Source organism: Mesorhizobium sp. M0029, from assembly GCF_040323735.1.
Classification (GTDB): domain Bacteria; phylum Pseudomonadota; class Alphaproteobacteria; order Rhizobiales; family Rhizobiaceae; genus Mesorhizobium.
This window is the reverse complement of record NZ_JAMYVF010000028.1, coordinates 1-15,585: the sequence shown is the minus strand read 5'-3', so window position 1 is coordinate 15,585 and position 15,585 is coordinate 1. Positions and strand designations below refer to the sequence as shown.

General features: G+C 60.2%; 15 protein-coding genes. 8 read left to right on the top strand and 7 right to left on the bottom strand.

Annotated elements, in window-relative coordinates; all coding sequences use genetic code 11:
- Positions 1 to 109: 109 nt before the first annotated feature.
- The 4 genes from NKJ76_RS29500 to nanR are packed head-to-tail and all read right to left on the bottom strand — an operon-like array spanning position 110 to position 3,013.
- Complete coding sequence (locus tag NKJ76_RS29500) at positions 110 to 1,162, bottom strand: NAD(P)-dependent oxidoreductase (RefSeq protein ID WP_352539010.1); 1,053 nt, start codon at positions 1,160 to 1,162, stop codon at positions 110 to 112.
- A 14-nt stretch (positions 1,163 to 1,176) separates the two neighbouring features.
- Positions 1,177 to 1,953: an HpcH/HpaI aldolase family protein gene (locus NKJ76_RS29495; protein WP_023807875.1), complete on the bottom strand. Its 777-nt coding sequence runs from the start codon at positions 1,951 to 1,953 to the stop codon at positions 1,177 to 1,179.
- A gap of 47 nt (positions 1,954 to 2,000) precedes the next feature.
- Positions 2,001 to 2,306, bottom strand: a complete 306-nt coding sequence (locus tag NKJ76_RS29490; protein ID WP_023669450.1) for a putative quinol monooxygenase — start codon at positions 2,304 to 2,306, stop codon at positions 2,001 to 2,003.
- Positions 2,306 to 3,013: a transcriptional regulator NanR gene (gene nanR, locus NKJ76_RS29485; protein ID WP_023682279.1), complete on the bottom strand. Its 708-nt coding sequence runs from the start codon at positions 3,011 to 3,013 to the stop codon at positions 2,306 to 2,308. Before nanR ends, NKJ76_RS29490 begins: the two co-directional genes overlap by 1 nt.
- 575 nt (positions 3,014 to 3,588) lie before the next feature.
- Between nanR and NKJ76_RS29480 the strand changes: the two genes are divergently transcribed.
- The 8 genes from NKJ76_RS29480 (at position 3,589) to NKJ76_RS29445 (ending at position 12,525) form a co-directional block, all read left to right on the top strand.
- Positions 3,589 to 3,771 carry a hypothetical protein gene (locus NKJ76_RS29480; protein ID WP_156936023.1) on the top strand — a complete coding sequence of 61 codons (183 nt, stop codon included), beginning with the start codon at positions 3,589 to 3,591 and terminating at the stop codon, positions 3,769 to 3,771.
- A gap of 353 nt (positions 3,772 to 4,124) precedes the next feature.
- Positions 4,125 to 5,762: a methyl-accepting chemotaxis protein gene (locus NKJ76_RS29475; RefSeq protein WP_023689447.1), complete on the top strand. Its 1,638-nt coding sequence runs from the start codon at positions 4,125 to 4,127 to the stop codon at positions 5,760 to 5,762.
- A 23-nt stretch (positions 5,763 to 5,785) separates the two neighbouring features.
- Positions 5,786 to 6,253, top strand: a complete 468-nt coding sequence (locus tag NKJ76_RS29470) for a chemotaxis protein CheW (RefSeq protein WP_352539009.1) — start codon at positions 5,786 to 5,788, stop codon at positions 6,251 to 6,253.
- Positions 6,250 to 7,491, top strand: a complete 1,242-nt coding sequence (locus tag NKJ76_RS29465; protein WP_352539008.1) for a CheR family methyltransferase — start codon at positions 6,250 to 6,252, stop codon at positions 7,489 to 7,491. Before NKJ76_RS29470 ends, NKJ76_RS29465 begins: the two co-directional genes overlap by 4 nt.
- Positions 7,491 to 8,195, top strand: a complete 705-nt coding sequence (locus NKJ76_RS29460) for a chemotaxis protein CheW (protein WP_023705671.1) — start codon at positions 7,491 to 7,493, stop codon at positions 8,193 to 8,195. The genes NKJ76_RS29465 and NKJ76_RS29460 overlap by 1 nt, the downstream gene beginning before the upstream one ends.
- Complete coding sequence (locus NKJ76_RS29455; RefSeq protein ID WP_352539007.1) at positions 8,192 to 10,465, top strand: hybrid sensor histidine kinase/response regulator; 2,274 nt, start codon at positions 8,192 to 8,194, stop codon at positions 10,463 to 10,465. Before NKJ76_RS29460 ends, NKJ76_RS29455 begins: the two co-directional genes overlap by 4 nt.
- A gap of 22 nt (positions 10,466 to 10,487) precedes the next feature.
- On the top strand, positions 10,488 to 11,507 hold the full coding sequence (locus NKJ76_RS29450; RefSeq protein WP_352539006.1) for a chemotaxis response regulator protein-glutamate methylesterase: 1,020 nt from the start codon (positions 10,488 to 10,490) through the stop codon (positions 11,505 to 11,507).
- Between the two features lie 64 nt (positions 11,508 to 11,571).
- Positions 11,572 to 12,525, top strand: a complete 954-nt coding sequence (locus NKJ76_RS29445) for a response regulator (RefSeq protein ID WP_023669440.1) — start codon at positions 11,572 to 11,574, stop codon at positions 12,523 to 12,525.
- A 13-nt stretch (positions 12,526 to 12,538) separates the two neighbouring features.
- On the opposite strand, the gene NKJ76_RS29440 is transcribed toward NKJ76_RS29445, so the two are convergent.
- From NKJ76_RS29440 to NKJ76_RS29430, 3 genes are all read right to left on the bottom strand, one after another.
- Positions 12,539 to 13,228, bottom strand: a complete 690-nt coding sequence (locus tag NKJ76_RS29440; RefSeq protein WP_023682289.1) for an RraA family protein — start codon at positions 13,226 to 13,228, stop codon at positions 12,539 to 12,541.
- Positions 13,221 to 14,393 (bottom strand): alpha-hydroxy acid oxidase, encoded by a 1,173-nt coding sequence (locus tag NKJ76_RS29435; protein WP_352539005.1) that lies wholly within the window; start codon positions 14,391 to 14,393, stop codon positions 13,221 to 13,223. The genes NKJ76_RS29440 and NKJ76_RS29435 overlap by 8 nt, the downstream gene beginning before the upstream one ends.
- 68 nt (positions 14,394 to 14,461) lie before the next feature.
- Positions 14,462 to 15,367, bottom strand: a complete 906-nt coding sequence (locus NKJ76_RS29430) for an SMP-30/gluconolactonase/LRE family protein (RefSeq protein WP_023693321.1) — start codon at positions 15,365 to 15,367, stop codon at positions 14,462 to 14,464.
- Positions 15,368 to 15,585 lie beyond the last annotated feature (218 nt).

The window sequence follows — 15,585 nt, the reverse complement described above, 5'->3', positions numbered from 1 at the left end:
CTCCCATTTTCCTTTTGCTTCACTCGTCCGCCGGCGCAGCGGTCAAGCATTTCCTCCCGTAAGGTCGCCGCAAACAGGCCGCGGCGGCGCGCCGAAAATCAGTGTCCTCCTAGGTTCCAAAGCGGGCGGCGAGCCCAGACAGCCTGGTCTTCCACAGCTCGCTCGAAAGCACCTCGCGATTGACCACGCCGCGCGGCTCGCGACCGCGCTGCACCTCCATTACCGCTTTGACGTCCGCGGCACCGTTGCCGGCAAAGCACTGGTCGGTCCAGCAAAGCGCGTGCGGCGCCAGGATGACATTGTCGAGTTTGAGGATCGCATCGTCTGCCTCGGGAGGCTCTTGTTCCAGCACGTCGAGACCGGCGCCGGCGATGCGGCGCTCCTGCAGTGCTTGCGTCAGAGCTTTCTGGTCGACGATCGGGCCGCGCGCGGTGTTGATCAGGTAAGCTGTCGGCTTCATCAGGGCGATCCGCTCGGCATTGACGATGTGGTGGGTCTGGGACGACAGGGGGCAACTCACCGACAGCACGTCGGCGCGGCGAAACAGATCCTCCAGCCCTACCAGCTCGACGCCCAGGTCGGCAGCGACCCCCTTGTCGGCAAACGGGTCATGGGCAATGAATTGCATGTCAAAGGGCTTCGCCAAGCGGAAGACCTCGGCACCGATGTTGCCGATGCCCAGCGACCCAAGCGTACGCCCGACGAGGCCGACCCCCATATGTTCGGAGCGCTTCTCAAAACCAACAGACCCTTTGCGGGTGAGCGCGTCCTTTGTCAGCAGCTTGCCGGTCAGCGCCAGCATGAAGGTGACGACGGATACGGCGACGGGCCGTCGCACGCCATCGGGCGTGATAACCAAGGCAATACCGGCTGCGGTGCATGCCTCAACGTCGACAGTGTCGTAGCCGACCCCGAAGCGGGCAACGACGGCCAGGCGGCCGCTCCTGGGGACACTCGTGGCATCGAAACGATGGGCGAGGAGGATCAGCGCATCGAAATCCTCAAGTTGGTCGGCGCGAAGCGGACTGTTTGACTCCAGGAACACCATCTCGACAGCTGTCGCATTGCGCAGCGGCTCCAGATCGAAATCTGGGTAGGTCGGCGAGCCGTCCGGCCTGCGGAAATCACCGGAAAGCGCCACCCTGAATTTCACGCTGTCCATCGTCTCCTCCGCTCCTATTGGCACCCGGCCCGGATCTTGGAAACCGCGTCGGCGATCGCGTCGTGCAGGACCCAAACGTCGCCTGAATAACAAATGAAATCGAAGCCCTGTGCGTAGAACTCGTGTCCCTGGGCGACGTTGGGCACCAAGCGTCCAAGCGATTTGTTGTGCTTTTTGGCGGCGGCAACGATTTTGGCCATTGCAGCAGTGAAAGTGGGGTGGGCGAAGTCGCCAGGAATGCCGAGCGAGACGGACAGATCGAAATGTCCGACCCACAGACAATCGACCCCGTCCAGTCCCGCGATGCCGTCAATGTTCTTGACGCCGTCGGCGGTCTCGATCAGGCAGATGAACGTCGAGCGCTTGTTGGCGGCATCGAATTTGTCAGCGACCGAGCCTGGCCGGTAACGGTCATGAGCGATCTGCAGCGCCACGCCGCGGGCGCCGGCAGGGTGGTATTTCATGGAGTTGATGATGTGCTGCGCCTGTTCGACGCTGCTCACCATCGGCGCGATCAGGCCTTCGGCGCCCATGTCCATGGCGCGGGCGAGGAAATGGTAGTCCTGCGACGGCACACGCACCATGACCGGCAGATCAGCCGCCTCGAAATAACGGATCGCACTCTTCAGCGTTTCCAAGCTAAATCCCGAATGCTCCATGTCGAAAAAGACGAAATCGCAGCCAGCGGACTTCAGGATGTGACCGATTCCCGGCGTGGCGAACTCGGCGACGAGCGTACCGAGCTTGACCCGCCTGTGAGAAGCTAACGCCCTGAGACTTGGCTCCGACATGCACTTCCTCCCGTTCGCCCCAATGGGCCAATCCGCCTATGTTCGCTTCAATGCGTGGCTTCAAGAACGAGGTCGCAGGTCGTCACCAACTTGGTCACGACGAGCGGCGCGCTCTGCGTATTGAATTCGTCGAAATGAGCGGTGCGGCAGTGGTCCTCGAATGCGGCCTCGCTATCGTAAATCTCATAGAGCAGGACCCGATCCAGTTCGCCGCGCGCCTCCGTCACGTCAAAGCGGCGACAGCCGGCCTCGGTGCGCATCGAGGCGGTCGCATTGGCGTCGACAAGTTCTCGGAATCTGTCCCGGGCACCAGGCCTCAGGCGGAAATCGACCCAGACGACAAATCCGGTCATCACTTGGGCCTCGCAAGTTGCAGATACCGCTTGGCCACATATTCGAGATGGCTGCGCATGGCCGTCTCTGACGCGTCTGGATCGCGCGCGGCGACGGCCTCGAAGATTTCGCGATGAGCCTGGTAAGCCTTGCGGTCTTCACCCTTGGCCAATGTGGTGCGACGCTGTTCGAGCAACCATTCAGCCAAGGCCGCGTGAATAGCTGTAAAGATCCGATTGCGGGTGATTACCGCCAGCACGTAATGGAAGTCTACGTCCGTGCGCTCGAAGCGCGCCAGATCGCCGATCGACTGCCGGTTGAGTTCGAGCGCCTCCTTGAGGCTGTCAATGTCTTCCGGGGTAGCATGCACAGCGGCGTTGCGGGCAAGACCGACCTCGAAAAACAAGCGCGCGCTCTGGAAGTCGTGAACCCCTCCCGGCGCCGAAATCATGTGCCGAGCCGGCCCTGAAAGGGCGTCAATCACGAATTGAGGAGTGGGTCGAGTGACGCGGGCACGCTCCCCCGATTTTACCTCGACAAGGCCCATTTTGCTCAGATGCAGCAGCGCCTCACGGATGGAAGGCCGCCCTACCCCGAACTGCCGCATGAGTTCCCGTTCAGATGGGAGACGGTCGGCTTCGGCCAACTCTCCCTCTCGGATCATCCGTTCGAGGTGCGCTGCCACCTCGTCCGAAAGCTTCCGCTGCTTGATCAGAACTCCGATCATGTGGCATACCTGTTATACCAGTCAGGTACGTTATGATCCCATAGCACCCTTGTCAACGATGTCTAAGCATCCGGTAGCCGAGCCGTTTAATCACTCCGCCGATGTCGAGGCGTCCTTTGCACACGCCTTCAACGTCTTCACCAAGGATATCGGTGACTTGAGGAGCGCGAGCACACTCTGCTCGGTGTTCCGATCGGGGACCGTCTTCGAACCCTGGGTCGGGTGGTCAGTTTCAACTGCGGTGTGGACCGCAGTGAGTGCCACCGGGCCGTGTGCTGGCCGAGACCTACCCAACCGCCTGCTTATGAGCCGCAACATGAGCCCTCGATGGCAAAGTAGACCTCGACCTGAGCAAGACCAGCGAATGGAAGTGGGGTTCACAGCCGAGGCGGAAAACGCGAACTCTCGCTGGTGGACCCATTTGGCAATACGCCTGCTCCATCTCGTAATCTTTTTGCGCCGCCGCAATGCCGCAAAGGAAGGTGGTGTCGGGTCAGTTCTCTCTAGGCTCCAGAGCGCTCGTCACGTTGTGCCCATCCTCGTGCGGTGGGCGGCCGCCGCTTGAGGATGCGCATTTGAAACTGGTTTTCTCAAGATCTTTTAGTCCTGAGGGCCTCAGGCGGGGGCGCTTGCCATTTAGTTATCGTCACCTGCAAATGCCGAACCCGCACTCGACGCCAATCTACGCGCTGGCCAGTTTGCGACATCTGGCTTCGGCGATTCCGCTTTCAGTAGCGACGATCATGCTGGACGGCTGATATGAGGCGCGTTCCCGCCTGGCAGCTTAGGGGCAGCAAGCAGGACGTCGGCTTTCTTGCCTCGACCTGGCCTAAGCAGTCATTCAATTCGTGGCCTCAAGCAGCTCATCCACGCTCCTCCTGACGCGGCGTGCCATCCAGCCGATCTCGGGCTGATGTGCGTGGACGGCAGTCGTCCTTTGACCACCGCTTCTGGCGGCGCCGATTGGCGAGCCGCCTCGCCATCATTAGCTATGGAACGGAAAAGAAACCATTCAGCATCAGACTACCGCTTTTCGACGCACCTTTTCGAATATGTCGGAACGAGCGCTTGTCGCGCAGCCCACGATGCCCCCCATTGGTGAACCGGTTCCATGAAGAGTCTGACAATACGCCACCGCATCCTCGTCAGTTTCGCAGCCGTTCTGGTGGTCATGTCCGTGATAGCCCTCATCGCGTACGCCTGGTTTCTTCAGGCGGGGGAGGAGGCGACTGAGGTCGAGAAGGGCATCCTTCCGGACCTTTATCACAGTACCGAGATCATGACGGGCCAGATGGCGGCCCATAGTCTGCTTCAGGAATATGCCCTTCAGGACAACCCGTCAGACAGAAGCACGGTTGAAAACGCGATCACGACCAATCGCAACCAGGTGCAGCGGTCGATGGACGACTATGAGGCAACGATCGTCTCCGATATCGACAAGCAGAATTATGCAGCCGTCAAACAACTCGCCAACCAATTCCGTCTGGCTGAAACTGCTGTGCTGGAAACAAGCCGGGCTGCCTTGTCGAAAGGTGAAACTCCCAATGAAAGCCCAGCTATCAAGAACGAAGTAGAGCCGATCTTTGTAAAATTGCAGTCCGCTCTGCAGGCCATGGTTGAGGATCACAGAGGCGAGGCAAACAGCGCGACGCAGCGGATCAGCTCGATCGTCAGAACGGCCGAAGTCGGTTTGAGCGTTGGCTTGTTGATAGCCCTCGGGCTAGCCCTTCTTTTGGGTTACCAGCTGTTTCGCGCCATTACAGGTCCGCTCACCCGTTTGGTCGACGCGGTTCAATTGATGCGGCAAGGCGACTTCAGCGAACGGCTCGATCTGAGGCGCCGAGACGAATTCAGCGTGCTTGCCGACGGCTTCAACGCAATGGCGGACGATCTCACAACCCTCATTGGTCAGGTTCAAAGGTCCAGCATACAGGTCGGCACGTCGATAACTGAGATCGCCGCCACCTCCAAGCAACAGCAGGCAACTGCGACTGAAATCGCAGCGACCACAACAGAAATCCGAGCGACAGCCAAGGAAATCTCCGCCACATCAAACGAACTGGTCCGCACGATGAACGAGGTCTCCACAGTTGCCGAACAAACCGCTGCCGTGGCTGGCGGGGGGCAAGCGGGGCTGACCCGTATGGAAGAAACCATGCAGCAGGTCATGGAAGCGGCTGGCGCGATCAATTCCAAACTGGCGATCCTGAGCGAGAAAGCCGGCAGCATCAATCAGGTGGTGACGACCATCACCAAAGTGGCCGATCAGACGAACCTATTGTCGCTCAACGCTTCCATCGAGGCGGAGAAGGCAGGCCAATATGGCCGGGGTTTTGCAGTGGTGGCGACGGAAATCCGAAGGCTCGCGGACCAGACAGCTGTCTCCACCTACGATATCGAGCAAATGGTCAAGGACATCCAGTCGGCAGTCGCGGCCGGGGTGATGGGCATGGACAAGTTTTCCGAGCAGGTCCGTCGGGGTATGCAGGACATCCAGCAGGTCGGCGGGCAACTCTTCGAGATCATTCAGCAGGTTCAGGGGCTGGTGCCACGTTTCGAAGTCGCCAATGAAGGCATGCAAGCACAGGCGACCGGCGCGGGGCAGATCAGCGACACGCTAACCCAGCTAAGCGAGGCAGCTCAGCAAACAGTCGAGTCCCTTCAGCAATCGACGCTCGCGATCGACGAGCTCAATCAAGTCTCAGGCGGCATGCGAAGTAGCATATCGAGGTTCAAGCTACGAGCATAGCGAGCCGGCAGTAGGAGGTGACAATGCTATTCCTCGCCTTCAGCATGGGTCCGGATCGCTACTTGATCGATGTCCACAAAATTGAAGAGGTGCTGCCCTATATCGACGTGAAAGTTCTTCCGGGTGCGCCAACTGGTGTGGTGGGTTTGGTCAGCTATAACGGAATACCCATCCCCCTGATCGATGTCACCCTTCTTGCGCTTGGCCGACCATCGGAGCGCCTGTTGAGCACCCGGATCGTTGTGACGCGCTATCCGGCGGATGATGGCGAGCGACGCCTGCTGGGGCTGATCGCGGAACGGGTGACGGATACGATCGAGCGAGACCCGGCCGATTTCGCGCCGTTCGGACTGGAACCAGGAACCCCGCCCTATCTTGGGCCGGTGGCTTCCGATGGTTTGGAGATCATTCAGTGGGTCAAAGTGGAAGCGCTGCTTTCGGAAGAGATTCGTAACGCTTTGCTCCGCCAGGCGGCAATAGGTGATCAATGACCGGAGCAATAGAAAAGCTCCTGACGGAAACCATTGGACTGGACAGTGCCAGCGTTGGTCCGACAGTGGTTCGTCAGGCGGTCAGAGAACGGATGGAAGCATGCCGGATAACCAACCCTCAGGCCTATAGGCAACACTTGGCCGGTTCCTCGCAGGAGCTGCAGGAGCTGATCAATGCGGTGGTGATCCCAGAGACCTGGTTCTTTCGCGACCGAGAAGCGTTCACGATGCTGGCGCGGCATGCGCGCGCGCACAAGCCTGCTCAGCCGATAAGAATCCTGAGCCTGCCATGTTCAACCGGCGAAGAGGCTTACTCGGTCGCCATGGCCATGTTCGATGCCGGCTTTGAGGCGCATGAGTTCAAGATCGATGGCGTGGACGTCAGCAGCCGCAATATCGCGACGGCTGAACACGCCATCTATGGCCGCAATTCGTTTCGCGGCAGCCATTTAGAATTCAAGGATCGCTATTTCGAAGCGGCCGAGGGCGGGTTGCGGCCTGTTGCTGGGGTGCTGAAACAGGTTCGGTTCATGGTAGGAAACCTGTTCGGTTCTCACGCGCCTTTCGGGCAAGAGGTCTATGACATCCTGCTTTGCCGCAATTTGCTGATCTATTTCAATCGAGAGCTGCAGGATCGCGCATTGATCTGCCTGAAGGACCTGCTGGCCAAAGACGGACTTCTTCTGGTCGGTCCGGCGGAAGCAGCTCTTCCAAGGGTGCATGGCTTTCTTTCCGCTGAATGGCCATTGGCCTTCGCCTTTCTGAAATCGGAGCCCGTCAAGACCACGGCACCGAAGGTTTCGGCCGCCGTCCCGGTGCGGACGCCAAGCCCTAAGGTCAACAAGAGCGAGCCTCTTCGTCCGTTCCGACCGACAATTGGCAATGAACGCCGCGGGCAGGCTCCGGCCAAGCCGCTTGCACGCGCCTCGGAAAGCCTCATCGCGGTTGAACGGATCGCCAATGCAGGACGCGTAAAGGAGGCACAGGAGGTCGCCCTGGCGCATCTCAGGGAGTTCGGTCCTTCCGCAGAAATCTTCTACCTGCTGGGCCTCGTCCAGGATGCGGATGGTTCTGCACCCGAAGCCGCGCAAAGTTATCGCAAGGCGCTCTATCTCGCGCCAAATCATCGAGAAGCTCTTGTCCATCTGGCCTTGCTGCTTAGCAAGCAAGGCGACCATAACGGCGCCGAGGCGCTGGCCGGCCGGCTGGGTCGGGTCCAGAAAAGGAGCGGCAGTTGATGGCGGCTTCGACAAGGATCGCTCAGCCGGTGGAGGAGATCGAAATCAACGACTGCTGGCGGCAAATAGGCGTACGGGGTGACAAGTCATGTCCGCTACTAGAGCAGCATCTCCACTGCCGCAATTGCCCGACCTACAAGAAGATCGCACGACGCCTCCTCGACCGTGCAGCTCCCTCGGCATCTCGCGACGAATGGCCTGACAAGGCTGGTCGTGCAGGGATCGATTCGGCAGACAGCGACGCGCTGCAGACGGCCGTTCTCTTCCGTTTGGGGGAGGAATGGCTGGCACTTCCGGTCGGTATTTTTCATGAAGTGGCTGAATCTCGTCGCGTTCATTCACTTCCACATCGCAGGAACAGTGCACTGCTCGGCATTGCGAATGTCCGTGGTGAATTGCTTATTTGCCTGTCCCTGGCCGAATTGCTCGGGATAGACGAGCGCAAGGAAGGGGAACAAGGCACACGAACCAAGGTATTTCGCCGCCTTGTCGTGGTAGGCGAGCGCGACAAGCGGGTTGCTTTTATGGTTGATGAGATCCACGGCTTACATCGGTACCAGGAACGCGACACTCTCGCTGTTCCGGCCATGATTGGCAAGGCACTGTCGGCCGCTACGGTTGCCGTGCTGCCATGGCAAGGACGAGCCGTTGGCTGTCTCGATCCACGACAACTGCTCACGATGCTGGATCGGAGCATCGCATGACAGATGAAGACTTCAGCCAGGTTTCGATGCTCAGCCTCTTCCAGGCCGAACTGGAGACGCAGTCACGGGCTCTGACCTCTGGACTTCTGGCACTCGAACGCGATCCTATCGCCGCCGACGCCCTGGAAGCATGCATGCGTGCCGCGCATTCCCTGAAAGGAGCTGCCCGCATCATCGACCTGATGCCCGCAGTCAAAGTTGCAAATGCGATGGAAGACTGCCTGGTCGCAGCGCAACGCGGGCATCTGAGGGTGCGACGGGAGCATATAGACGCGCTTCTGCAAGGTTCTGACCTTTTGAAATTGATCGCATCGGGATCATCGAGCGAAAGCGCCAACTCAGAAGTCGAAACCTTTCTCGCGAAGTTCGAGGGGTTGTCCCTCCCCCAGGCAAAGCCCGGGCCCCAAGATTCTGCAGCTGATTTCGCAACTCCAGATCATGCCCAGGAGCAACTGGCGACGACCTCTTCAGCGAACCTCCTCGTTGGGGCGGTGCCGCAAGCCCACGGCAGCATCAGCTCTGATAGAATGGTTCGGGTGACGGCAGACAGCCTGAACCGATTGCTCGGGCTGGCTGGCGAGTCGCTGATGGAAGCTCGGCGGCTCAGGCCATTCGCTGACGGGCTGCTACGGCTGAAGCGACTTCAATCGGACCTCGCAAGTGCATTCGACAATCTTCATGCAGTGCTGCCGCCGGTTTCAAACGATGCGGCGGCGGTGGAGGCGCTGGCTGAAGCGCAGCGAAAGCTTCGGTTGAGCCAAGCGTTCCTGGCGGAGCGTTTCGATGAGTTGGATTCAGTGGATCGGAAAGCGACCGATCTTGCCAACAGATTGTACGACGAAACGTTGGCGAGCCGGATGCGGCCTTTTGAGGACGGCGTGCGACACTATGCGAGAATGATCCGCGACCTCGGTCGTACCCTTGGCAAGCGGGTGCGACTGGAGATCGTAGGCGGCTCGACCGGCATCGACCGCGATATCCTCGAGCAGCTCGATGCCCCTTTGGGGCACCTTCTGCGCAACGCTGTAGACCATGGGCTTGAACCGCCTGAGGAGCGCCTCGCGATGGGCAAACCCGAAGAGGGGCTCATCAGGCTCGAAGCGAGGCACAATGCCGGGCTGCTGCAGATAGCCGTGGTGGACGACGGCAGGGGGATAGAGCTCTCGAAGCTGCGCGAGGCCGTCGTCGCCCGGCAACTTGCAACCAGGGAAAGTGCTGAAACACTCAGCGAAAGCGAATTGCTCGCGTTTCTGTTTCTGCCAGGCTTTTCCATGAAAGCGGGCCTTACCGACGTCTCAGGTCGCGGTGTGGGGCTCGATGCAGTGCAAGCCATGACGAAGGAAGTCCGGGGAGTCGCAAGCGTCTCCTCAGAATTTGGCCACGGAACCCGATTTCAACTGCAATTGCCGCTGACACTGTCGGTCCTCCGCACGCTGCTCGTCGATGTCGATGGAGAGCCCTATGCTTTTCCACTCGCTGCCATTTCCAAGACTTTGAAACTGCAACGGACGGAGATCAACGTCCTGCAGGGCCGGCCGCATTTTCGATTGAACGATCGACAGATCGGGCTGGTCACCGCTCGCGAGGTGCTCGATCGAGGTGAGCCCGGATCGGAACCGAACGAACTATCGGTCGTCGTCGTGGATGCGGGTCGGGGCGATGCGTACGGCCTGATCGTTGACCGTTTTCTCGGGGAACGCGAGTTAGTGATCAGACCTCTCGATCCACGGTTTGCCAAGATCAAGGACATCAGCGCAGCGGCCCTGATGGAAGACGGTTCGCCTGTTCTGATCTTCGACGTCGACGATCTGATCCGATCGGTGGAAAAGCTTGCATCGTCCAGCGGATTTCGAGCTCTTCGGCGCGCCGCGGGCGGTCCCGAAGCGAGCAGGCGCAAGCGCGTGCTCGTGATTGACGATTCACTGACGGTTCGCGAACTCCAGCGCAAGATGCTCGGCAATTACGGTTATGAGGTCGAAGTGGCGGTAGACGGCATGGACGGGTGGAATGCCGTCCGGTCTGGTCCTTTCGATCTCGTCGTCACCGACATCGACATGCCTCGCATGGATGGCATCGAGCTGGTGAGTTTGATCAGAAAGGATGCTGATCTCAAGAACACACCCATTATGATCGTTTCATACAAGGATCGGGAAGAAGATCGCGCGCGCGGGCTCGACGCAGGTGCGGACTATTATCTGACCAAGAGTAGTTTTCAGGACGAGGCGCTGATCCATGCCGTCGTGGACATGATTGGCGAGGCGGCTGAATGAGATCGAGATTGGAAGCCAGCGAATGAGAATCGGCGTAGTTAACGACATGCCGATGGCGGTTGAACTTCTGCGTCGACTGGTTCTGTTGACCGGCGAACATCAGGTCGCGTGGATCGCGACTAATGGGCGTGAGGCGGTCGAGGTCTGCAGACGTGATCTGCCGGATCTGATACTCATGGATCTAGCGATGCCAGAGATGGACGGCGTGGAAGCGACCCGCAGAATCATGGCGGAAACCCCGTGCTCAATCTTGCTGGTGACCGCCAGTATCGAAGCCAACCTCGCCGACGTCTACGAAGCAATGGGTCATGGCGCGCTTGACGCAGTCGATATTCCGTCAGTGGGCATCGAAGGCAACGCGTCCTCGCAATCCGCCCGGCTTTTGACGAACAAGATACTAACGATAGGCAAGCTGATCGGTGATGCGCCTACCCAGGCAAAAAGGCGGATGTCACGTGCGGCTGAGCCGTCAACTCGACGCCTGATAGCAATCGGCGCCTCTGCGGGCGGGCCGGCTGCCGTTGCCGCAGTCCTGAGCGCGTTTCCCGTTGATTTTGGCGGCGCGATTGTGCTCGTCCAGCATCTCGATGCTCAGTTCGTTCCAGGCCTTGTTGATTGGCTAGGGCAGCATACGCGTCTCCCGATCCGTCCGGCGGGGGAAAGGGATAGCCCTCAAGCGGGCACCGTTCTCGTTGCCAGTTCTGCGGATCATCTGGTTTTCAAGTCAGCTCAGCAACTTGGCTATACGCCCAGCCCCAAGGACAATGTTTATCGGCCGTCCGTAGATGTGTTCTTCGAAAGTGCGGCGCAATGGTGGCCTGGCCCGGTGATTGGTGTTCTGCTCACAGGCATGGGCAGGGATGGTGCGCGCGGGCTGAGACAGCTCCGTGATAAGGGGCATCTCACAATCGCGCAGGATAGAGCAACCAGTGCCGTCTATGGCATGCCGAAGGCCGCCGCCGACATCGGCGCGGCTGTTGATATTCTTCCTTTGGGTGCGATCGGCTCACGTATAATCGAAGCCTGCGAGCGCTCCACGTGAAAGGCCCCTTCCGATGACGCAAGAACCAGAGTTGGTCCCGCCACTCGCAGATAACTATTCATCCATGGTTCTGCTCATCGATGATCAGATCATGGTTTGCGAGGCGGTCAGGCGCGCTCTAGCCAACGAGCCCGATATTTCCTTACACTTCTGCACCGACCCGTTGAGAGCGATGACGGTCGCGGATGAGGTAAAGCCAACCGTTATCCTGCAGGATCTCGTGATGCCAGGGGTCGATGGGCTGCATCTGGTGCGAGAATACAGGAAGCATGCGTCGACACGCGCGGTGCCAGTCATTGTGCTGTCGAGCAAGGAAGATCCAGCCACCAAGGGCGAAGCCTTCGCTGCGGGCGCGAACGACTATCTCGTCAAACTGCCGGATCGTATCGAGTTGATTGCACGCATTCGATATCACACGCGGGCCTATCTGGATCACGTCCAGCGAGACTCGGCACACCGAGCGCTGAGGGAAAGCCAGCGACAGCTGATCAGTGCAAATCTAGAGCTTGAACGTCTGACGCGGATCGATGGCCTGACGGGTCTCGGCAACAGGCGCTATTTTGACGAATATCTGGCGGCTGAATGGAAACGCGCTTTTCGCGCACAGTCCCCACTGTCGCTGTTGATGATCGATGCCGACAACTTCAAACGATACAACGATACCTATGGCCATATGGCCGGCGACGATGTGCTCAAGCAAATCGCCCGCGTAATCCAGAGCGGTTCCGGCCGCTCCACCGATCTCGCTGCGCGGTACGGAGGCGAAGAGTTCGTCATCGTGTTGGTCGACACTATACTGGAACAATCCAGTGCGATCGCCGAGCGGCTCGTCCAGAGCGTGCGGGAGTTGAACATACCCCACGGCCCGGATCGCGTGACCATCAGCGTCGGCGTCGCAACAGCGGTGCCCACCGAGAACGAGACGCCAAACGATTTCGTCAATGCCGCCGATTTGGCTCTGTTTCGTGCCAAATCGGAAGGACGAAATCGTGTTGCGCTTCATATGTCCCGCAGCTAGAGAAGCTCACATCTCAGTCAACGAAGCGCGCCCTGTTCGATTTGAGGACGACCTTGGCAAAGTCGGGCATCTCGAGACCTTGCCGCACCAGGCCATCAAGAGTTTTCTCAGCCGCCCTGATGGCGGAGAGCCGGGCCAGCACAGTCTCAGCCTCCAGGCGAGGCACCACGGCGACACCGTCGCGGTCGCCGACCAGTATGTCTCCCGGCGAGATAGTCACTCCTCCCAGCACCACCGGGAATCCGACCGTGCCTGGACCATTTCGCGCAGGCGAATTCGCAATGACCCCGGCACAGTAAACCGGCAACCCGACCGCCTCGATCCCGACAACGTCGCGCACCAGGCCGTCAGTGATGAAGCCGGCGACCCCCTTGTTGCGCGCCATGCCGAGCACGAGATCGCCAGTTACCGCGGTACCGGCAAAGCTGTCGGTGGCCGCGACGATGACATCGCCACTTGCTGCGGCATCCAGTGCTCCAAACAGGGCGAGGTTGTCGGCGGGACCGCAGTGACAGGTCACGGCGACGCCGACCATCGTCGCAGTAGCTGGCGACAGTGGCTTGATCGCATAATGCAAGGCGCCGCGTCCCCCCATCGCGTCTACGACCTGGCTAACCGGCACGCCCGCAAAAGCACTGATGATTTCTGCTGCGGGCCGTTCGAAACGGCGCTTGATGGTGAGCAGTGGTGGGTCTTCAATCATGTAGCGGCCCCATTCCCTGAACGAACGAAATACAGTCCGGCCCGAGGTCGCGCAGGCTCCGCGCGCCCATCAGTCCCATGACGCGGTCGATCTCCTTGCGGTAGAGTTCGAGCACGTGGCGTACCCCCTCCTCGCCGGCGACCGCGAGCCCCCACAACTGCGGCCGCCCGATCAGACAGCACGAGGCGCCGAGCGCCAGGGCCTTGACGACGTCAGAGCCTCGCCTGATGCCGCCGTCGATAAGCACTGGTACGCGGCCGGCGACAGCCGCGACAACCGCCGTCAACGCGTCCAGGGATGCGGCGGCGCCGTCAAGCTGACGTCCCCCATGATTGGATACGATGATGCCGTCGATTCCTCGGGCTACAGCCTCGGCGGCTTCGCTGGGATGCAGGACGCCTTTCAGCAACAACGGTCCGGACCAGACAGTGCGCAGCCAGTCGACATCGGCCCAGGAGAGTCCGGGATCGAGCATTGCGGCCATTCGGCCCGCCAATGCACCGACCATCGCCGTATCTCCGGGGCGCGCGTAGTTGCCGAAAGTCAGTTTCGGGAGTCGGGTGCGCATACGAAGAAGCCACGCCGCCTTGGTGGCGGCCGCGAGGGTTCCGGCCACACCGAAGCGCGGCGGGATGGCAAAACCGTTGCGGATGTCGCGTTCACGGTTGCCAAGCATCTGGTTATCAATGGTGAGCACCAGCGCGTCGTAGCTTGAGGCACGCGCCCGATCCACCATTTCTCGGGTGAAGCCGCGATCGGTATAGACGAACACCTGCATCCACCGTGGGCTACTTCCGGTGGCTGCTATATCCTCCAGCGTGCAGACCGATCCGTGGCTGGCGCAGTAGAATGTCCCTGCGGCCGCTGCGGCTCGGGCGGCTGCGCGCTCGCCGTCGGGCCAGAACAGCCCAGCCAGGCCGGTTGGCGCTATGCCCAGCGGGATGGCAAGTTTCGCGCCGAAGAGGTCAAGGGAAAGGTCTCGCGTCGTTGCACCGTTGAGTGGTCGCGGCAGAATGGCAACCTCGTTAAAAGCTTGCTCGTTCCGGCGCAGCGTTCGCTCATCCTCGGCACCGCCATCGGCGAAGTCGAACACCGGGCGTGGCAAAGTCCGCCGCGCGGCGACGCGGACCGCGGCCACGCTGTACAGGCACTTCAACGCCGCCATCGAAGCAGACGATGCCGCACCGCCGGCACCGCGGTCATCGCCTGTGTTTGAGGCGGACGAGGAGCTACTCACGGTTGCTTTCCGCCGATGCGACCATGATGCGTCGGTCCACCGCCTCCCGGAACACGCACGCAGGAGAGTGTTCCCTCAAAGGAGGGATCGCTGCCGGTCGCCAGCACGCCGGCATTTGTCACCCAAAGCATCTCGCCCGAGAAGACGCAGTTGGTCGTTGCCTTGCCGCAGACGAAGAAACCCTCCGCTGTGCCGTTGGGCTTCAGAACGTGAATGCCGTTGGCGGCAATATCCGTGACATAAAGGCGGCCATCGGCTCCGACCTTCAGCCCGTCCGGGATCGGATTGGCCCCAGGCAAGCGGCCCAGGTCTTCGACGGAACCATCCGGACGCTGCCGCTTGACGCGCCCCGTATAGGACTCCCCCCAAATGATCGAGCCGTCGGCTTCGATCGCCACACCATTGGGGAAGGTCGGCTTGTCGAAACCGAGAGCAAGGTAAGCACTGCCATCGGGGTTGACGGCAAAAATGTAGCTTGGGTCCGGATTCCCCGGGTTGTATGTGCCGGGATCGCTGAAGATGAGCCGGCCGTCAGCAGCAAATACAAGATCGTTTGGCCCATTGAGCCGAATGCCCGCGACTTCGCTCAGCAGGATTTCCGGCTTTCCGCCTTCGGCAACCCGCTGGATCGATGGCGTCGTCATGTCCGCGGCCCGCCAAGGTCCGGTCGTGCCGCCGTTCTGGCAGACATAGAGCAGGTCATCCGATCCGAGAACGCAGGCGTTGGGCGCTCCGGCAACATACGCGAACTGGCGAGCACTTCCGTCGCGATCTATGGCCGTCAGCTGGCTGCGATAGCTTTCGACGATGACAATTCGGCCATCGGGCAGCACCGTCGGGCCCTCGGGCCAGCCAAGGCCGGTCGCGACAACCTCGACGGCCAGCTTTTCAACCTCGTTCATCGTGCGACCCCCAGAACGGCAGCCTAACAAGATTTGTCGGGTATAATCCAGCCTGGCGGTCTCCGGACCCGGCGAGTCAAAGATAGCTTGGCTGACGTGCGCGTTGCTGGGCCCCCTAGGTGTTTGATCCCAGGCTTTGATGGCGCATACTTTTCGTCCGAATCAAAGGATGCGCTATGGGCCAGGTTCTTCATGGGAGCGCCACGACGACAGAGGCG